Below are 20,483 nucleotides of genomic sequence, written 5' to 3'. Positions count from 1 at the left end.
CATGAAGGCCGACAGGATGGCGTGGAGCACGAGGGGAAAAGGGATGCAAGGTGGCACGCCAGCCGGCAAGGCCGGCCGTACCACTTCGACCCTGGCCGTTCGGCCTATGCCATTGCGCCGGACGTCCACCTGCGCAGGGCATGGTCATGAATGATGCGATTTTCCCCGATACTCCCGATACCACGGTACATGCGCGCTTCGTGCGTATTGCCGCGCTCTATCCGCAACATCTAGCCGTCGCTTCCGACGAACTGAGCCTGAGTTATGCCGAACTGAACGAGCAAAGCGATCGGGTCGCCGCCGGGCTGAGATCCGCCGGCGTTGAATCCGGGAGCTATGTCGCGTTACTGATGGAGCGATCGGCGGAAGCGATCGTTGCGATCCTTGGCGTGTTGAAGGCGGGTGCGGCCTACCTGCCGATCGATGGTTCGTGGCCGGAGGATCGCATTCGCTTCGCGCTGACGGACGCGGACGTCGCCGCCGTGATCGCGGATCGGCCCGGAGTGCCGGGGCTGGATGAGGTTGCGGTGTTCGGTTTGGGGGATCTTGTGGGTGGCTCGGCTATCGGTCGCGCGCGGGGCGCGCTCTTGCAGGAGAGCTCGCTGGCTTATTGCATGTTTACCTCGGGGTCGACGGGGAAGCCGAAGGGCGTGGAGATCCGGCATGAGTCGATTCTTCGGCTGGTGCTGAAGTCCCATTATCTCGACTTCGACGCCCTGAAAATGCTACATGCGGCGCCGCTGGGTTTCGATGCGTCGACGCTGGAGATCTTCGGGCCGCTGTTGAACGGCGGCACCTGTGTGGTTTATGGAGACCGGGTTCCGACAGGCTGCGGCATCGCGCGCGCCGTCGAACGACACGGTGCCGAGGTGGCCTGGCTGACCGCGGCCTTGTTCAACGCGATCGTCGATGACGATGCATCGCATCTTGCCGGGCTGCGCTGCGTCCTTACGGGTGGCGAAGCCTTATCGGTGCCTCATGTGCGCAGGGCGCTCGCGGCTCTCCCGGCGACCACGCTGATCAATGGCTACGGCCCGACCGAATGCACCACCTTCGCTACGACCTATCGCATTCCGCGTGACCTTCCGGGGGATGCCGGTGCGATTCCCATCGGGCGCGCGATCGGCGAGACCTCGCTGCATGTGTGGAACGAACAGGGTGAACCGGTGGCCGACGGGGACATCGGTGAGCTGTATATCGGTGGCTCGGGCGTCGCCAGCGGTTACCTCAACCGCCCCGAGCTGACGGCCGAGCGCTTTGTCTCATCGAAGCACGGGACCCTTTATCGCACGGGCGATCTGGTTCGCTTTCTTCCCGATGGGAATCTCGCCTTCATAGGACGGGCCGATGGGCAGGTGAAGATTCGGGGATACCGGATCGAGTGTGGTGAGGTGGAGTTCGCATTGCGTGCGTTGCCTGGGGTGGCTAACGCGGCCGTGGTGGCTCGCGAGGATGAGCCAGGGGATCGGCGGTTGGTGGCTTATTACGTGATGGGAGGTGACCGCATCTCCGATCGCGAGCAGGCTCGCTCCTACCAAAGCCAGGACGAGGGCATCGCCGCACGTGCCCTGCGCGATGAGCTCAGCGTCCTGTTGCCGGCCTACATGATTCCGACGGCGTGGGTGCGGATGGATGCGCTGCCGATCAACGGCAATGGCAAGCTGGACCGGCATGCCCTGCCCGCCCCGGATCGTTCGCGTCCTGAACTGGCCGCCACCTTTGTCGCACCGCGTGGCGATGTCGAACGCGCGCTGTGCGATCTTTTTGCCGCGACGCTCGGCGTGGAGCGCGTGGGCCGCGACGACAATTTCTTCGACCTCGGCGGCAATTCGCTGCTGGCGACGCGCGTCATGACGCGCATCCACAACGAGTTGTCCGCTGTCCCGACCCTCGTCGGTTTCTTCGCGGAACCCACGCCCGCCGCCGTCGCCGCGGTGATCGGGGGGCGAACCTCGCGGCACGCACTGTCGAGCCGGCTCGCCAGCGGTACGTCGACGGCAGGCGAGCCGGTGGCGATTATCGCTATGGCCGGCCGGTTTCCGGGCGCGCCCGACGTGGAGTCGTTCTGGGACAACCTGTGCGAAGGTCGCGAAACGATCCGCTTCTTCGCGCCCGACGAACTCGATGCCGCGATACCTGCCTCGGAGCGCGACGATCCAGGCTACGTGCGGGCGCGCGGCGTCCTCGACGGCGTGAGCGACTTCGACGCCTCGTTCTTCGGCATGTCGCCGCGCGAAGCCGAGCTGACCGACCCGCAGCAGCGCCTCTTCATGGAACTGTGCTGGGAGTGCATGGAACGCGCCGGCTATGTACCGGATGGGCAGGAGGCACCCGTCGGCATCTTCGGCGGGATGCACAATGCGACGTACTTCCAGAAGCACATCAGCGGCCGCCCCGACCTGGTCGAAAAGCTCGGTGCCTTCCAGGTGATGCTGGGCAACGAAAAGGATTACGTCGCCTCGCGTGTCGCGCACAAACTCAATCTCACCGGGCCGGCCATCAGCCTCAACACGGCCTGCTCCACGTCACTGGTGGCGATCGTGCAGGCGTTCGACGCACTGCGCGCCGGTCGCTGCGCTATGGCGCTGGCCGGCGGTTCGTCGATAGCCTGCCCGCCGAACAGCGGTTACCTTGCGCAGGAGGGCTCGATGCTTTCGCCCGACGGCCATACGCGGACGTTCGATGTGAACGCACAGGGCACGGTGTTCAGCGATGGCGCGGCGGTCGTTCTACTAAAGCGGCTGTCGGACGCGGTGCGCGACGGCGACCCCATTTACGCCACCATTCGCGGCGCGGCGGTGAACAACGATGGCGCGGTCAAGGCCAGCTTCACCGCACCCAACGCCGCGGGCCAGGCAGCCGTCATCACGATGGCGCTTAACGACGCCGGCGTGGCCGCGCGTGATATTTCGTACATCGAAGCCCATGGTACGGCCACGCCACTGGGCGATCCCATCGAGATCGAAGGACTCACCGAGGCCTTCCGGCAGACCACGAACGATACGGGCTTCTGCGCGATCGGGTCGCTGAAGAGCAACGTCGGCCACCTGGTCATGGCCGCCGGGGCGGCCGGCGTCATCAAGACGGCCCTGGCGCTGAGCGAGCGTCGTCTCCCGCCGTCGCTGCATTTCACCGCCCCCAATCCCCGGCTCAATCTCGCGGCGTCGCCGTTCATCGTCAACGATACGCTGCGGCCGTGGCAGAGCGCCGGTCCGCTGCTGGCCGGCGTCAGTTCGTTCGGCGTGGGCGGGACGAATGCCCACGTGATCCTTGGCGAAGCGCCGGCGCGTGCACCGTCGGATGCCGCGACCGGCCCGCAGTTGCTGACCTTGTCCGCGCGCACGCCGGCCGCCCTCGCCGCGGCTGCGGCGCGCCTGGCCGACCACATCGCCATGCATCCGGACAGCAATCTCGCCGACACGGCCTGGACATTGGCCAGCGGCCGCAAATCCTTCGGACAGCGTACGCACGTCGTCGCGGTGTCGCATGGCGAAGCGGAAGCGCAGCTTCGTGACGTGGCAGCCGCCGCGATCTGCCGTACCAGCAGCGATCCGTCGCCCGGCGTCGTATTTCTGTTCCCTGGCCAGGGCTCGCAGTACGCCGGCATGGGTCGCGAACTGCATGCGACGGAGCCAGTGTTCCGCGCGGCACTGGACGAGGTCACCTGCGCCTTGCGCGACGAACTGGGCTTCGATCTCCGGGAGCGGATGTTCGACGACGATGCGGATGCCCTGAAGGCGACGGCACTCACGCAGCCCGCGACGTTTGCGCTTGAATACGCGCTCGCCCGCCTGTGGATGAGCCTGGGCGTCCATCCCGTCGCCCTGATCGGGCACAGCGTAGGCGAGTTCACCGCGGCCGCACTGGCAGGTGTGATGCCGCTGGCCGAGGCCGCGCGCCTCGTCGCGCGTCGCGGGCGAATGATGCAGGCGTTGCCCGCAGGCAGCATGCTTTCGGTTCGTCTGGGAGCGGCGGAACTGCGTGCGCGGCTTCCGGGCACGTTGTCCCTTGCGGCGGAGAATGCGCCTAACGCGAGCGTCGTTTCAGGGCCCTCCGGCGAGATCGAGGCGTTCCGGGCCGGGCTCGACGTGGAAGGGATCGCTTGCCGCCTCCTGCACACCTCGCACGCGTTCCACTCGGGCATGATGGATCCGGTGCTCGATGCGTTTCGTGCGGAGGTCGCGGCCGTGCCGCTTTCCTCGCCCACCATCGCTATCGTGTCGACACTGACCGGCGTCCCGCTGACCGACGCCGAGGCGACCTCACCCGACTACTGGACGCGTCATCTGCGCGAGAGCGTGCGGTTCTCGCCGGCGCTTCTGCATGCACTCGAAGACACCTCGGCGGCCTTTCTCGAAGTCGGTCCCCGGCCGAGCCTCGCGGTGCTGGGTCGCCAGCATGCACAGGCACGCGGTCGCACGATCGTTCCGAGTCTGGGGGATGGCCCTTCCGATGAGCGCGCCGCCCTGCTTGGCGCCGCCGGTGCGCTGTGGAGCGCAGGCGTGACGGTTGCCGTCGCGGCGCTCGACCACCGTGCGCAACGGCGGCGTGTGCGTTTGCCGACGTATCCGTTCGAACGGAAGCGGCACTGGGTGGAGGCGCGGGTGGCGGCCTCGGTGACGGCGATCGCGGCGGGGGTGTCGCTTTCGCAGGTTGCCGCCGGCATGGCAGGCATCGCACAGCCATCCGACGCACCGCCCCCCGTAGGAGCGCGCCCCGCGCGCGACCCGGACACCACCTCGCCAGACCAGTCAGATCACCACGACATCGTCTCGCCCCAGTCCCTGGAGCTCTCCATGCCCAATTCGCCCGTATCCGCCCGGCCCCAGCGCCTTGTCAGTGAGCTGCTCGCCTTGTTCGAGGATGTGTCGGGGGCTGAACTCGAGGGCGTCGATCGTGCGTCGAACTTCGTCGAGCTGGGGCTCGACTCGCTGTCGCTGACCCAGGTGGCGTTGCAGCTGCAGAAGACATACGCGTTGAAGATCACCTTCCGCGAATTGATGGATGGGTGTTCGTCGTTTGAAAGTCTGGCGGCGCATATCGACCGGTTGTTGCCGGCTGAGGTAGTGGCGGCGCCCGATGCAATGGCTGTTGCAGGAGCCAGCGCGGCTGGCGACGGGTCTGGCGGCAATCTGGCCGGCTTTGCCGGATCGCCAGCGGGGCTGGCTCCTACCGGAGCGGCGGCGCTGAGCTCCACCGGGGCTGGACTGGTGCAGGACATCATTGCCCAGCAGATGCAGATCATGCGGGAGCAGTTGGCGTTGCTGGCGGGAACCGCAGGCCCTGTGGCAGGGCCACCCCCGGCTCCTGGCAGAGCGCAAGCGCCGACTGAGGCAACCGTGGCGGCCAACGACGGCGAAGAGGCCGCGCTTGCGCACACCACGTACGACGTCAGGAAGGCGTTCGGCGCCATTGCACGGATTCACCACGGTGGCACGGACCTCAGCGCCCGCCAGCGTGCGCGGCTGGATGCCTTCATGCGCCGGTACATCGAGCGCACCAAAGCCTCGAAGGCGTATACGGAAGTACACCGCCCACATCTGGCCGATCCGCGCGTGGTCAACGGCTTTCGCCCGCTGTTGAAGGAAATCATCTATCAGATCGTGATCGAGCGCTCCAAAGGCGCCAACGTCTGGGACCTCGATGGCAATCGCTACGTCGATGCGCTGAACGGCTTCGGCATGAACCTGTTCGGCTGGCAGCCTGACTTCGTGCTCGACACCGTGCGCAAGCAACTCGATGAAGGCTATGAGATCGGCCCGCAGCATCCGCTGGCCGGCATCGTGGCGAAGCAGGTCTGCGACCTCACCGGCTTCGATCGCGCGGCGCTGTGCAACACCGGTTCCGAGGCGGTCATGGGCTGCGTGCGCGTGGCGCGCACGGTGACTGGCCGCGACACCCTGGTCATCTTTACCGGTTCGTACCACGGCATCTTCGATGAAGTGATCGTCCGCGGCACGAAGAAGCTGAAGTCCGTACCGGCCGCACCGGGCATCCTGCGCAACACCTCCGAACACGTGCTGGTGCTCGACTACGGCACACCGGAATCGCTGCGGATCATTCGCGAGCGTGCTCATGACATCGCCGCGGTGCTGGTCGAGCCGGTGCAGAGCCGTCGTCCGGACTTCCAGCCGGTGGAGTTCCTGCAGGAGCTGCGCGCGATCACCGAAGAGGCAGGCTCGCTGCTGATCTTCGACGAGGTGGTCACCGGATTCCGTGCCCATCCGCGCGGTGCGCAGGCCGTGCTAGGTATCGATGCCGATATGGCGTCGTACGGGAAGGTCGTCGGTGGCGGTTTCCCCATCGGCGTCATCGCGGGCAAGCGTCGTTTCATGGATGCGCTGGATGGCGGTCACTGGCAGTTCGGCGACGACTCGACGCCGACCGTCGGCGTCACCTATTTCGCGGGCACCTTCGTACGCCACCCGCTGGCCCTCGCCGCCGCACATGCCGTGCTCACGCATCTCACGAAGGAAGGCGGCCAGCTGCAGGCCACGCTCAACGCGAAGGTCGCCGCCATGGTGGGCGAGCTCAACGCGTTCTGCGCAAGCGTCGGGGCACCGGTGCACGTCGTGCACTTCGCCTCGGTGTGGAAGACCACGTTCACCGAAGACCACCCGTTGCAGGATCTGCTGTTCGCGATGATGCGAAGCCGCGGCATCCACATCCTCGACAACTTCCCCTGTTTCTTCACCACCGCGCACGGTGAGGCGGACTTCGCCGCCATTGCCACCGCGCTCCGTGAATCGATTCTCGAAATGCAGGAAGCCGAATTCCTGCCCCGCCGCCGCGAGACCGCGTCCTTCGATGCCGAGCGTCCGCCCATAGCGGGCGCACGCCTGGGCAAGGACCCCGAAGGCCGTCCCGCCTGGTTCGTTCCCAACCCGGACGCGCCGGGCAAGTACCTGAGGGTCACCGCATGACGCCCAATGAGCTGGCCGCCGCCACAGCGGTCGACTACGATCCGTTCGCCGCCGCGCCGCTGTCGCACGTGCTGCCGACGACCGAGCCCCAACGCGAGGTGTGGCTGGCATCCCGGCTGGAGCCGGAAGCCTCGCTGGCGTACAACGAAGCGGTCTCGCTGACCTTCAAGGGCTTGCTCGACGTGCCGGCCCTTATGGGGGCACTACAGGCGGTGGTCGACCGTCATGAGGCCCTCAGAGCCACACTCAGCCGGGACGGCGAGGAGCTGTTCGTGGCCGACCACACGACGCTGCCCATCGCGAGCCACGACCTTTCGCCGCTGCCCCCGTTCGAGAGCGACGCACGTTTACAGGCGGCATTCTCGCGCATCGTTACGACACCCTTCGATCTCGAACACGGCCCGCTGGTCAGGGCGGAGATCTTCCGCCTTGCCGCCGACCGCCATCTGCTGACCCTCGCCGCACACCACATCGTGTGCGACGGCTGGTCGTTCGGCGTGATCGTCCGCGATCTCGCCGCGCTTTACGCGCAACGCCTCGGCAAGGGCCCCGGCCCGGCACCGGCGGGCGCGTTCTCGAACTTCGCGTTGGCCGAGGCGGCGCACGGCGGCAGCGGAACGGCTCGCGAGGACGAACAGTACTGGCTGGGCCGCTTCGCCGGCACGCTTCCCGTACTGGACCTCCCCGTGGACCGGCCCCGCCCCCGCCGTCGTACGTTCACCTCACGGCGCGAAGACCGTCTGCTGGACGCCATGGACGTGGAGGCGATCAGGCGCCTGGCTGCGACACACCGGGCCAGCTTCTACGCCACGCTGATCGCGGGCTTCGCCGTCCTGCTCCGCCGCATCGCGGGGCAGGACGATGTCGTGATCGGCATACCATCGGCGGGTCAGGCCAGCGAAGGGCTGGAAACCCTGGTGGGTCACTGCGTCAACGTGCTCCCCCTGCGCGCCCGGATCCACGATGCCGCGAGCTTCGCGGACGTCCTCGGCAACGTGCGCGGCAACCTTCTCGATGCATTCGATCATCAGCGCTATACGCTGGGCAGCCTGCTCGCCCGGCTCTCGCTGGCACGCGATCCGTCCCGGCTGCCGCTGGTGTCCGTGCTGTTCAACCTCGATGCGCAACTCGACGAGACCACCGCGCCGTTCCCGGATCTTCGTTTCGACGTGGACGCTATTCCCCGCGAGTACGAGAACTTTGAGCTCTTTGTGAATGCCGTGCAGGTCGAGGGCGGACTCCGTCTGGAGTGCCAGTACAACGCCGACCTGTTCGACGCAGCCACGATACAGGGCTGGCTCGACGCCTATGCCACCTTGCTGCGTCACGCGGCGCATGCGCCCACGACCGAAGCGATCGCACTGCCGGTCGTCTCCGACGCCGTCTATCGCGAGCTCGCCGGTCTGCAACCGGCACCGACGCCGTTTCCGGAACTGCGTCTCGCGCACGAATTCTTCGAGCAGCAGTGCGACCGCGCGCCGGAGCGCATCGCCGTACGTCACGCCGACCGTACGCTGACCTATGCGGCGCTGGAGTCACGGTCCAATCGCATCGCCAACGCACTTCGCGCCCGCGACGTCGGTCACGGTGCCCTGGTCGGGCTGTCGCTCGGCCGCGGACTCGACATGCTGGCCTCCGTGCTGGGCGTACTCAAATCCGGTGCGGGCTATGTGCCCCTCGACCCCGCCTTCCCCGCCGAACGCCTGGCCTTCATGGCCGAGGACGCGCGGCTTGCCGCGTTGGTCGTCGATGACGAAACACCCCTGGCGTTCGAGTTCGATGCACGCCGCGTCATCGCACTGAACAGCGACGAGGTGGTCCACGCGTCGTTCGACCGCCCCGCACGCGACCGTCGCGCGGGCACACCGGATTCCGTGGCCTATGTGATCTTCACCTCCGGATCCACCGGACGGCCGAAGGGTGTGCGCGTACCGCACCGCGCGGCCGCGAACTTCCTCACCAGCATGCAGCGTGTGCCGGGCATCGCGCCGGACGACCGTCTGGTCGCCGTGACCACCCTGTCGTTCGATATCGCCTTCATGGAAATGATGTTGCCGCTCACCAGCGGCGCCGAAGTCGTCATCGCCGGTCGCGACGACGTGCGCGATGGCGGACAGCTGCGGCGCCTGATCGAGGACTGTGACGCCACGATGATGCAGGCCACGCCCGCCGGGTGGCGACTGCTGGTCGACGCGGGATGGCACGGGCGTCCCGCTTTCCGTGCCGTTTCCGGCGGCGAACCGCTGCCCGTCGATCTCGCCGAGGCGCTGCTGGACCGCTGTGGCGAGGTCTGGAACGGCTACGGCCCGACCGAGACGACGGTCTACTCCACCTACTGGCGTGTCTCCGATCCGCGCGAGGGAATCTACATCGGCCGCCCCATCGCCAACACCACGGTGCATATCCTCGACGAGCGCGGCCATCATTGCCCGCTCGGCGTGCCGGGCGAAATCCACATCGGCGGCGCGGGCGTCACCCTCGGCTATCTCGACCGCCCCGAACTCACCGCCGAGAAATTCATCGCCGATCCCTGGTCGGAGGCGCCCGACTCGCGTATGTACCGCACGGGCGATCGTGGCCGGTGGACAGCGAAAGGCGTCCTGGAACATCTGGGTCGTCTCGACTTTCAGGTGAAGGTGCGCGGCTATCGCATCGAGCCCGGCGAGATCGAAAGCGTGCTTGCCGACGTGCCCGCGGTCGCCCGCGCCGTCGTCATCGCGCGTGAAGACCGTCCCGGCGACGTACGCCTCGTGGCCTACGTAGTGGGCCGCGACGGCATCGTCCCGGAGGAGGAATCGCTACGGTCGTACCTGCGCTCGCGCCTGCCCGACTACATGCTGCCCCAGCACATCCTCGTGCTGGACAGCGTGCCGCTGCTGCCCAACGGCAAGACCGACCGCAAGGCGTTGCCGCCGCCGATCGCGCACTCCGTCGCGACACCGGGTGCGCGCGTCGCGCCGCGCAACGACGACGAGCGACGGGTCGCCCTCGCGATGGAAGCGGTGCTCTGCCTGCCCGACCTCGACGTGCGCGACGACTTCTTCGCGCTCGGAGGGCATTCCCTGCTGGCCGCGCAGCTCACGGCGAAGCTCAACCGCGAGTTCGGCGTGAGCCTGTCGTTCCGGACGCTGTTCGACGCTCCCACGATCGAGCAACTTGCCGCCGCCATCGGATCGCAGGTCGCCAGCGGCTCGGCGCCCGCCGCGGAGCCGATCGGCCACCGCAGCGATCAGCACCACGCGCCGCTGTCGCTGATGCAGCGCCGCCTGTGGGCGCTGGAGCGCATGCATCCCGGCCGGGTCACGTATAACGCGCCATCGGCGCACCGGCTTCGCGGTCGTCTGGACGAACATGCCTTCGACATGGCTTTCCAGGCCCTGATCCAGCGGCAGTCCAGCATGCGGACGGCGTTCCGCGACGTGGGCAACGACATCGTCCAGGTGATCGAGCCGCAACTGACGTACCCGTTGTTCCCGGCGGAGGATCTGAGGCACCTGCCGGACGAGGAGCGCGAGGCGACGCTGATGGCGCGTCTGCAGCAGCTGACGGACACGCCGTTCGACCTCCGCCGCGCACCGCTGTTCAGTGCGCGCCTGTTCCGCCTGGGCGATACCGAGCACGCGCTGTTCTTCATGCCGCACCACATCATCTGGGACGGCTGGTCGTTCGACATCCTGTACAACGAATTGTCGGCGCTGTATCGCAGCTTCGTGGCCGGTCTGCCCTCGCCACTGGTCGCCCTCCCGGTAAGCTACGGCGACTTCGCCGAATGGCACGCGCACTGGCTGGAGTCCGCGGCGTTCCAGGCGCAGCTGGGCTTCTGGCGCGAACGTCTTGCACAGATGGGCGACGTCCGGGCGTTGCCGACCGACCATCCGCGCCGGCCCGGCATGTCCGGACTGGGACGCACCGAATGGATCCGCGTGTCGCGCGCCGATACCGACGCCATGCACGACGTGGCACGGCAGGCCGACGCCACCCTCAACATGACGCTGCTCGCGCTGTACTTCGCGATGCTGTCCAGCTCGGCCGGGCAACGTGAACTCGTGGTCGGCACACCGGTCCGTGGACGTAACCAGACCGAGGTCGAATCGGTCATGGGCTATTTCAACAATCTGCTGCCGCTGCACGTGTCGGTCGATCCCGCGCTGTCGTTCCTCGAGTTCGTCCGTCTGGTCAGGCGCAAGGCGATCGAGGCCTTCGGCCATCCGGACGTCCCCCTGGAATACCTGCAGCGTGAGCTCAAGATCGGACAAGGAGCGGGCGCCACGCTGTACCAGGCGCTGTTTTCGTTCCAGGACGCCCGCCAGCGTGCGGTCGACTGGGGCGGGCTGGAGCACGAGCAGATCCTGCTCTTCCAGAGTGGCGCTACGGAAGACCTCGGCCTGTGGTTCCTCGAGAGCCACGCCGGCATGGTCGGCGGCGTGACCTACAACGCCGACCTGCTGCAGGCCGCCACGGCGCGGCTGATGCGCGAGCGGTACCTCGACATGATGCGTACGGTCGCGGCCGATCCCGCCATCGCGGTCGGCGCACTCACGGCCGCGACCCCGGCCGAGCGCGAGCGCATGCGTCACTGGAACGCGACGGATACCGACATCGTCCTGCCCGTCGACCTGTATGGCATGGTCGCGGCGGCGGCGAAGACGAACCCGGACGCGGTAGCGATCGTCCAGCATACGCGCACGCTCCGCTACGACGCGCTACTGGAGCGTGCTTCACGGATCGCGGCGCTGCTGCACGAGCGGGGTGCGCATGCGGGCGAGGTCGTGGGCCTGTGCGTGAATCCGGGTGCGGACCGCGTCGCGGCCCTGCTCGCTATCGGACTGACCGGCGCGACGGCGCTGCTGCTCGATCGCGCCGACCCGGCGGCCCGCCTGCGCGACATCCTTGCCGACGCTCGGGCCACGGTGATGGTGGGCGACGCGGCGCTCGAGGCCATGCTCGACTGGCCGCGCGCCTGTGCCGTGTGGCTCGACCTGCACGAGGGAGAAGCGGACGTCGCGACGTGGGACGTTGCGCCGTCTGCCGTGCGGCCCTCGCCCGACGATACGGCGATCGCCTTTTACGCTCCGGATGTCGAGGGGAAGGCACGCGGTGCGGCGTTGTCGCATCGTGCGCTCGCCAACACGCTGCAGGCACTGGCCGGCACGTTGGGCGTGCGTCCCGGCAAGCGCATCGCCGGCGACGCGTCGCCTTCCGATGCGATGTCCGTCGTCGAGCCCCTGCTCGCGCTCGCCCACGGTGCCACCTGGTTCGAGCAGGATGCCCACGATCTCGCTCACGGACGCCTGGATGCCATGGACGTCTTCATCGCCACACCTGAAACCTGGCACGCACTCGTGCGCCAGGGCTGGTCCGGCGATCCGGGCATGCGCGCCGTGGTCGCCGGGGGCCTGCCCACCGCCGAACTGGCCACGCATGTCGCGGGCGCCACCGCCGGCCTGTGGACCCTGTTCGGCGACGCCATGTCCGCGCCCGTCGCGGCATGCGGCCAGGTGGAACGCGCGGCCGACGCCCTGCACGAAGGCCGGCCGCTTGCCAACAGCGAGGCGTGGATCCTGGACGACGGCGGCGAACCCTGCCCCATCGGCGCGACGGGCCACGTTGCCATCGCCGGCCTCGCGCTTTCCATGCCGTTCGGCCACCGCGCGCAGGCCGGTCGCCAGCCAGCCGACGGTCGGCTGGCCCGGACGGGATACCGCGGACGCTGGCTGGCCGACGGGCAGTTGCAGGTGCTCGACCGGGAGGACCGTCGCGTTCGCCGCCATGGTCTCGACGTCGAACCGGCGGCCATCGAAGCACTGACGCTCGCCCAGCCGGGCATCGTGCGCGCCATCGCCGTGCCGCGTCGCGACCGCGACGGTCTGACGCGCATCGACGTATACGCACTGACCGCTCCGGGCTACTCGCCGGACACCGACGACCTGCGTGCCTCGCTCGCGACTTCCCTGCCGGCGTCCTCGATGCCGGCTCACATCACCGTGCTGGACGCGCTGCCGCTGTTACCCACCGGCGAGCCGGATATCGCGTCGCTGCCGGTGCCCGACGACGGCTCGCCCGGTGGACGCACGGTGGACAGTGAACCGCGTACCGAGAGCGAACGTCTCCTCGCCAGCGTCTGGCGGGAGCTGCTGGGCGTGGGCCGCGTCCGCACCAGCGACAACTTCTTCGATGTCGGCGGCCACTCCCTGCTAGCGGTCGACATGGCGCAGCGCGTGCAGAAGCTGAGCGGTATCCAGCTCAATCTGCTGGACATCGCCAACGGCACCCTCGGCACGCTTGCCGCCGAACTCGCCATCGCCAAGCCCGCACCGGCGATCACGGCAAAGCGCGGCCTTTTCAGTCGCCTGCTCGGACGCACCACGCCATGACGCATCTCGCCTGGATCGTCTGCTGGACATCGGCCATCCTGCTGGTCCACGTCTTCGTGGGCTATCCGCTGTGGGTCTGGTTGCTCTCGCGCCTGCGCCCGCTCCCGGTGGCGAAACGCGGCATCCTGCCGACCGTGAGCATCGTCGTCGCCGTGCACGACGGTGCCGGGTTCATCCGCGCCAAGCTGGCCAGCCTGCAGCAACTCGACTACCCCGCCGAGCTGATCGACATCGTGATCGCCTGCGACGGTTGCCACGACGCGACCGTCCTGCTCGCGCGGCGTTCGACGGATCCACGGCTGACCGTGCTCGATTTCCCGAATCGTCGCGGCAAGGCCGCCTGCCTCAACGACGCCGTCGGGCTCACGCGAGGCGAGGTGCTGCTGTTCACCGATGTCCGCCAGAAACTCTCGCCGGTCGCCCTGAAGGAGCTGGTCGCCAACCTGGCCGACCCGACCGTCGGCGCGGTGGGCGGTGAACTGCACATGGAGAACGTGCGCACCGGCTTCGCCCAGGGCGTGGATTTTTACTGGCGTTACGAGAAAGGCATACGCCATGCGGAGGCCTTGTCCGGCTCGACCGTCGGTGTCAGCGGCGCGCTGTACGCCATGCGTCGCCACCTGTTCAGGCCGCTTCCCGCCGGTACCGTGCTCGACGACGTGCTGGTGCCGATGCGCGTCGCCGCGCAGGGCAAGCGCGTGGTGTTCGAACCCAGGGCGATGGCCTGGGACCAGCCATCGCAGGGAGCGGAGGACGAGAAGCGCCGCAAGATCCGTACGCTCGCCGGCAATTTCCAGCTGATCCAGCTGGCGCCGTGGCTGCTGCTGCCCTGGGCCAATCCGCTGTGGTTCCGCTTCGTCAGCCACAAGATGTTGCGGCTGCTGGCGCCATGGTTGCTCGTTGCGCTCACCTGCAGCACCGGCCTGCTGGTGACACGGCATCCGATGTACGCGGTGGCCTTCGGCGGACTGGTCGTCTGTGCCGCCATGGTCGCGCTCGCGAAGTTCCGTCCACCGCTGGGACGCTGGTTTCCGCTGCGTATCGCGCTGGCGTTCTTCTATCTCAACCTCTTCGCGGCACAGGCGCTCGTTGCCTTCGCCCGTAACCGAAGGCTGCACTTATGGTGATCGATAGGCCCCTTCGTGGCGCACCCGGTATCCGGGGCAGACTCGGCGAACTCTGTTACTCCAGTGGCCTGCTGCATCCGTTGCAACGCGTACGGGCATGGTGGCAGCGCGACCTGCGCATCCTCGCCTATCACCGGGTGATGCCGCTGCCGGATCCGGATACCTACGAGTTCGACCTCGAACTGATCAGCACGCCGCCTGCGGAGTTCCGCGAGCAGATGATCCGGATCAGGAAGTTCTTCCGACCGATGCGGCTGACCGACATCGCCGCCGCACTCGACGCTGGCGAGGCCTTGCCGCCGGATACGGTGGCGATCACCTTCGACGACGGCTACGACGACAACTACCGCATCGCGGCACCCATCCTCGATGAGGTGGGCGTGCCTGCGACCTTCTTCGTATCCACCGGACATCTCGATACCGGTCGCCCGTATGGATACGACTGGCTCGTCCACATGATTCTGGTGACCCGCGCGCCACGCCTGCAGTTGCCCGAACTCGGTATCGACATCGCCCTGCCGCCGGATCGCGCCTCCCGTCGACGCATCGCCGGCAACGTGCTGCTGCGCATGAAATGGCTCGACGCCCTGGGTCAGACCGCGATGACCGAACGGCTCGAGCAGGAATGGAACATGCCGTCCGCCGACGCGCGACCGCCCGACTGCCGTCCGATGACCTGGGACCAGGCCCGGGAGATGGAGGCCAGCGGCCACGAGTTCGGTTCGCATGGCGTGCATCACCGCATGCTGGCCCGGCTGCCGGAAGATGAAATGGAGCGCGAGATCCGGGCCTCGAAAGCGACGCTCGACCGCGAGCTGCGCCACCCGTCGATCCTGATGTCTTATCCGGTCGGCGGCGATCGTGCCTACAACGAAGCCGTGATCGCGGCCACACGCAATGCGGGGTTCCGGCTCGCGTGCAGCTATATCTGCGGCACCAACCCGGAGCCCAGCGAGAATCGCTACGCCCTGCACCGTCTGCCGGTGGAAGCGAACATGGGACCGGGCTGGTTCGCGGCGATGCTCGCGCTGCCGCAGCTCATGAGTTACCCCACCGCCGCACACGAAGCCACCGGACCACAGGCGCAACCATGTTCCCTCTGATCCTGGTCTATGTGGTGCTCACCATCATCCGGCCGCAAGATTACGTGCCGGGGCTGGATCTCGTGCCGATCCTGCCCGTGGTACTGATGCTGGCGTTCGGCGCGTGGCTGATCTCACGCGACAAGACCTTCCAGGCGCCGCAATTCATCATCCTCCCGGCCTTCCTGCTGATCCTGATGGTCTCGGAAGTCGCCAACGGATGGACGGGTGGCGCGGTCGACGAGCTCGCCAGGTTCGGCCCGGCCGTCATCGCGTTCTTCGTCCTCGGTGCCGCATGCAGCACGCAGAAGCGTGTGCGGACGGCGATGACCGTGTTCGTCATCTGCGCGGCGGTGCTCGCGCTGCACGGCATCGAACAGGCGAAGACCGGCATGGGCTGGACCGACATCCCGATCGGCGAAGGCGGCCGCATCCAGTACGTGGGTATCTTCAACGACCCCAACGATCTCGGCCTGCTCTTCGCCGCCACGCTGCCGATGGCGATGTTTCTGGGCCGACCCGGTGCGGGCACGATGCGCCTTGTCTGGCTCGGTGCCGCCGCACTGCTTCTGTACGGGATACTGCTGACCAATTCGCGCGGCGCGATGCTTGCCGTGCTCGTCGTGGCTGGCTGCTACGTCTGGTACAAGCGCGGCATCGCGGTGGCCGGCGTACTCGGCATCATCGGCCTTACGGTGATGAAGCTGCTGTCATCGCGCATGGACGAGCTGGATGCCGGCGAGGAATCCGCGGCCGGTCGCGTGGATGCCTGGTACGCGGGACTCGAGATGTTCCGCGACAACCCGATCTTCGGCGTCGGCGCCGGCAACTTCACCGAGTACAACGAGCTCACCGCTCATAACTCGTTCGTGCTGGTCATCGCGGAAACCGGGTTCGTCGGCTTCGTGTTGTGGCTTGCCTTCGTCGGGTATGGCTTCTGGATGATGTTGACCATCGTGCGGCATGTGCGCGTGCCCGGGAAGGACGCGGCCGTCGAAGCCGACTGGGCAACCGAGCGGCAGATGGCGCTGACCTTGCTGCTGTCGCTGTGCGGCCTGTTCGCCTCGGCGTTCTTCCTCAGCCGCAGCTACATGATCGTCATGTACCTCATCGCCGCCATGGTCGCCGGCCACTACGTGGGTGCGCGTCGCCGCTGGCCGGAGCTCCCCTTCTTCCGTCTGTCCGACGGCGGCTGGCGTTGGGTCCCCGCTGCGATGGGCACCATTGCGGGCTTCTTCGTCCTCGTGGCCGTCCTGTTGAGGACCGTATGAGCACGGTCTATGAAAACCTGCTCCGCCACGTCGTCTGGCCCGCGTATGAAGGGGTCCTGCGTCGACGCGATACCCCCCGCCATATGCGTCACTACGAGCGCGAGCAGTGGCTCTCACCGGAGCGTCTCGAGGCCTTGCAGATGGACCGGCTGCGCTCGCTGCTGGACTGGTGCTGGCACGAGGTGCCCTACTACCGACGCCGCTGGACCGAGATCGGCATGCGGCCGGGCGACATCCGCAGCATGGCCGACTTCGCGACGCTTCCCGTACTGACCAAGGGGGACATCCGCCACCATGCGGACGAACTGAAGGCGAGTTCGCTGAAAGACACCCTCGGCTACAAGGCGACGGGCGGCTCGACCGGCGAACCGCTGCGCTTCGGCTTCACCCGCGAGAGCAACGACCGCCGCGTCGCGGTGATGTGGCGTGGCTACGGCTGGGCCGGATCGCGCATGGGACGGCGCACGCTGTTCCTCTGGGGTGGAGCGGTGGGCAGCCCCTCGACGGCGCACCGGATCAAGGACCGGATCTATAACGCGGTGTTCGCGCGCAAGCTGCTCGACAGCTTCCACATGAACGAGACCAACCTCGCCTCCTACGCGGACGCCATCGACGCCTATAAGCCGGAAGTACTCGTCGGCTACGTCGGCCCGCTGGTACGTCTTGCCGAATGGCTGCTTGCGACCGGCCGACAGATCACGCGACCCGCCTCGATCATCGGCGCGGCCGAGGCTTTGCATCCGTTTCAGCGCGAGATCATCGAACGCGCGTTCGGCGCACCGACCTTCAACACCTACGGCTGCCGCGAGTTCATGCTGATCGCTTCCGAGTGCGAGCACCGCGACGGGCTGCATGTGAATGCGGACCACCTTGTGGTGGAGACCCTCGTCGATGGCCATCCGGTCACCCACGGCAGCGGCGAAGTAGCCATCACCGACCTGTTCAATCGCGGCATGCCCTTCATTCGCTACGTCAACGGTGACATGGCGACCCACGCCGAGCACCGCTGCCCATGCGGACGCGGCCTGCCCATGCTCGCGTCGGTCGACGGCCGCAAGCTCGATGCCATCCGCACCCCGGCCGGTCACGTTCTGCCGGGCGAATTCTTTCCGCACATGCTCAAGGACGTGCCTGGGCTGCAGCGCTTTCAGCTGGTACAGCGCCGTCTCGACCGGCTCGATCTTTCCATCGTACGTGGCGACGGCTTCGACGACGCCTCGCTCGCCTATATCCGTCGTGAAGTAGGCAAGGTCATCGGCGACAGCGCCGAACTGCACTGCCATTTCGTCGACGACATTCCGCTCACCCGCAGCGGCAAGTTGCGTGTCACCGTCTCGGAGCTCGTCTCGTGAACATCACGCACTTCGTCGAGAACCTCAACCGCGGCGGCCTCGAGCGCATGGTCATCGACCTGGTGAAGGCGCAGCACCGTCAGGGTGACAAGGTCCAGGTGGTCTGCCTGTTCGAGCGCGGCTCGCTGGCCGGCGAGCTCGACCGGCTGGGCATTCCGGTACATGCCTGCGGCAAGAAGACGGGACTGGACCTCCGTGCGCTCGCGTGCGCACGGCAGTTCATCGCCGGGCACTACACCGAGGTGCTGCACACGCATAACGCGGTGGCGCACTACCAGGCGGTGCTGGCCAGCGCGGGCATGGGCATCCGCCAGGTGGTGAACACGCGCCATGGCATGGGCGGTGCCAACCGCAAGGGTGGCCGCCGCGAATGGTTGTTTCGCCGCGCCCTGAAGGCGACCGACGCAGTCGTGGCGGTATGCGAAGCCGCCCGCCGCGATGCGGTACGCCGCGGCGTCGCGCCGGCCAGGAAAACCTGCGTCGTGCCGAACGGCATCGTCGTCGAAGGCTTCGACGTGGCGTCCGACGCCATGCACGAACGCCTGACCCACCAGTTGAAGATCCCGGACGCCACCCGGATCATCGGCACCGTGGGACGGCTCAACTGGACCAAGGACCAGGCCAGCCTGATCCGCGCGTTCCGCGTGGTGCGCCACAAGCGACCCGATACCGCGCTCGTGCTGATCGGCGACGGCGAGCTTCGCGAGACCTTACGCGCCTGCGCCTACGATGAAGGCGTCGCCGGCTGCGTGCATTTTCTCGGCGACCGCGACGACGTACGCGAACTGCTGCAGGGCCTGGACCTGTTCGTGCTGCCTTCGATCACGGAGGGCTACTCCATGGCGTTGCTGGAGGCCTGCGCCACCGGCCTGCCCATCGTCGCCACCGACGTCGGCGGCAACGCGGAGATCGTCAGCGATGGGGCGACGGGGAATATCGTGCCCGCCTGCGATCCGCCAGCCCTGGCCGAAGCGATGCTCGGTCTGCTCCATGAATCGCAGCGCGCGTCGCGTCTGGGCCGTGCCGCGCGCGACTGGGTCGAGGCGCATGGCTCGCTCGATGCGATGGCGGCACGCTATGGCCGCCTGTACTTCGGCGACAGGGAGGCCGTGACATGAAAGTCCTCGTCCTGACCAACCTGTTCCCCACCCCGTGGGATCCACGCCGCGGCACGTTCAACCGGCAGCAGTTCCAGCGCCTCGGCGAGCGTCACGACGTGGATGTACTCACCGCAGTGGAATTTCGCGAGCGCATGGCGGGGCGCCAGGGCGAAACGCGGGTGTCGGGCGTCCGCGAGGACTGGTTCACCTTTTATCACCCGCCGGGCTTCGGCCGCTTCCTCAACGCGTTGTGCTTCTTCGCCTGCGTCATGTGGCAGCGCGGACGCGAGATCCGTAGCGCGCACTATGACGTGCTGCTCGCCAGCTGGGCCTTCCCGGATGCGGTGGCCGGCGCGTGGCTCGCGCGCCTGCTCGGTATTCCGTACGTGGTCAAGGTGCACGGCAGCGACCTCAACGTGCAGGCGGAGGCGCGTCTCCGGCGTCCGCAGATCCGGCAGGCCCTGCGTGACGCGGCCGGCGTCGTCGCGGTCAGTCGCGCGCTCGCCGCGCGTGCGGTGTCGCTGGGCGCGCATGCCAACACCGTCGAGACGCTGTACAACGGGGTCGACACGCGGGTGTTTCATCGCGGCGATCGCACCGCCGCGCGGCTTCGGCTGGGGCTGCCGCCCGAGGTACCGCTCGTCCTTTACGTCGGCAACCTCAAGGCGACGAAGGGCTGCCACGATCTGATCGACGCCTTCCCGCAGCTGGTCGGGCGTCATCACGACGCACGTCTGGTCTTCGTCGGCAGCGGTGCGAGCCGCGCTCACCTCGAAGATCGCGCGGCGTCGCTGTGTTGCGCCACCGCCGTGCATTTCGAGGGCGCGGTAGACCACGTAGCCACCGCCGACTGGTTCCGTGCGGCGGATGTCCTCTGCCTGCCCAGTCACAACGAAGGCGTTCCCAACGTGATACTGGAAGCGATGGCCTGCGGCACGCCCATCGTCGCCACAGACGTGGGCGGCATCCCCGAAGTGGTCCCCGGGCACGCGGGTATCCTCGTTCCACCTCACCAGCCACACGAACTGGGTACCGCGCTGATCGAAGCCCTGGAACGCCACTTCGACGCAGCCGCCATCGCCGACCATGCCGCCACGTTCCGCTGGGACGAAAACATCGACCGCCTCGAGCGCATCCTCACCCACGTCGCCCATGTGGGAGCGCGCCACGCGCGCGGCCCCCACCTCGCGGCACGCGCCCACCCTCGCCACCCGCCGACACCATGATCCGAAAACCCAGAAAACTCGAACTCCT

The 20,483-nt window shown here is 67.5% G+C and carries 8 protein-coding genes; all 8 read left to right on the top strand.

What is annotated here, in order from left to right; genetic code table 11:
• Positions 1 to 146: 146 nt before the first annotated feature.
• From FA85_RS19950 to FA85_RS19915, 8 genes are read left to right on the top strand one after another with little or no spacing between them, the layout of a single operon-like run.
• A complete protein-coding gene (locus FA85_RS19950) occupies positions 147 to 6,923 on the top strand; it encodes a polyketide synthase (protein WP_239739800.1) in 6,777 nt (2,258 codons plus the stop codon).
• Positions 6,920 to 13,297, top strand: a complete 6,378-nt coding sequence (locus FA85_RS19945; RefSeq protein WP_051943706.1) for a non-ribosomal peptide synthetase — start codon at positions 6,920 to 6,922, stop codon at positions 13,295 to 13,297. The genes FA85_RS19950 and FA85_RS19945 overlap by 4 nt, the downstream gene beginning before the upstream one ends.
• On the top strand, positions 13,294 to 14,424 hold the full coding sequence (locus FA85_RS19940) for a glycosyltransferase family 2 protein (RefSeq protein WP_036113516.1): 1,131 nt from the start codon (positions 13,294 to 13,296) through the stop codon (positions 14,422 to 14,424). Before FA85_RS19945 ends, FA85_RS19940 begins: the two co-directional genes overlap by 4 nt.
• Positions 14,418 to 15,527, top strand: coding sequence for a polysaccharide deacetylase family protein (locus tag FA85_RS19935; RefSeq protein WP_036113519.1), 1,110 nt, complete (start codon positions 14,418 to 14,420; stop codon positions 15,525 to 15,527). The genes FA85_RS19940 and FA85_RS19935 overlap by 7 nt, the downstream gene beginning before the upstream one ends.
• The gene (locus FA85_RS19930) at positions 15,515 to 16,777 is read left to right on the top strand and encodes an O-antigen ligase family protein (RefSeq protein WP_036113522.1); all 1,263 of its coding nucleotides are present in this window, start codon (positions 15,515 to 15,517) and stop codon (positions 16,775 to 16,777) included. The genes FA85_RS19935 and FA85_RS19930 overlap by 13 nt, the downstream gene beginning before the upstream one ends.
• Positions 16,774 to 18,129 (top strand): phenylacetate--CoA ligase family protein, encoded by a 1,356-nt coding sequence (locus tag FA85_RS19925; protein WP_036113527.1) that lies wholly within the window; start codon positions 16,774 to 16,776, stop codon positions 18,127 to 18,129. Before FA85_RS19930 ends, FA85_RS19925 begins: the two co-directional genes overlap by 4 nt.
• Positions 18,126 to 19,247, top strand: coding sequence for a GT4 family glycosyltransferase PelF (gene pelF, locus FA85_RS19920; RefSeq protein WP_036113528.1), 1,122 nt, complete (start codon positions 18,126 to 18,128; stop codon positions 19,245 to 19,247). The genes FA85_RS19925 and pelF overlap by 4 nt, the downstream gene beginning before the upstream one ends.
• Positions 19,244 to 20,455 carry a glycosyltransferase family 4 protein gene (locus tag FA85_RS19915; protein WP_081907494.1) on the top strand — a complete coding sequence of 404 codons (1,212 nt, stop codon included), beginning with the start codon at positions 19,244 to 19,246 and terminating at the stop codon, positions 20,453 to 20,455. Before pelF ends, FA85_RS19915 begins: the two co-directional genes overlap by 4 nt.
• Positions 20,456 to 20,483 lie beyond the last annotated feature (28 nt).

This window comes from Luteibacter mycovicinus, from assembly GCF_000745235.1.
In the GTDB taxonomy this organism is placed as follows: Bacteria; Pseudomonadota; Gammaproteobacteria; order Xanthomonadales; family Rhodanobacteraceae; genus Luteibacter; species Luteibacter mycovicinus.
This window is presented reverse-complemented; position numbering and strand designations above follow the sequence as displayed.

What these genes read in the sequence shown, in the direction of transcription:
- FA85_RS19950 (WP_239739800.1), top strand. Translation starts at nt 147, where the DNA reads ATGAATGATGCGATTTTCCCCGATACTCCCGATACCACGGTACATGCG.
- FA85_RS19945 (WP_051943706.1), top strand. Translation starts at nt 6,920, where the DNA reads ATGACGCCCAATGAGCTGGCCGCCGCCACAGCGGTCGACTACGATCCG.
- FA85_RS19940 (WP_036113516.1), top strand. Translation starts at nt 13,294, where the DNA reads ATGACGCATCTCGCCTGGATCGTCTGCTGGACATCGGCCATCCTGCTG.
- FA85_RS19935 (WP_036113519.1), top strand. Translation starts at nt 14,418, where the DNA reads ATGGTGATCGATAGGCCCCTTCGTGGCGCACCCGGTATCCGGGGCAGA.
- FA85_RS19930 (WP_036113522.1), top strand. Translation starts at nt 15,515, where the DNA reads ATGTTCCCTCTGATCCTGGTCTATGTGGTGCTCACCATCATCCGGCCG.
- FA85_RS19925 (WP_036113527.1), top strand. Translation starts at nt 16,774, where the DNA reads ATGAGCACGGTCTATGAAAACCTGCTCCGCCACGTCGTCTGGCCCGCG.
- FA85_RS19915 (WP_081907494.1), top strand. Translation starts at nt 19,244, where the DNA reads ATGAAAGTCCTCGTCCTGACCAACCTGTTCCCCACCCCGTGGGATCCA.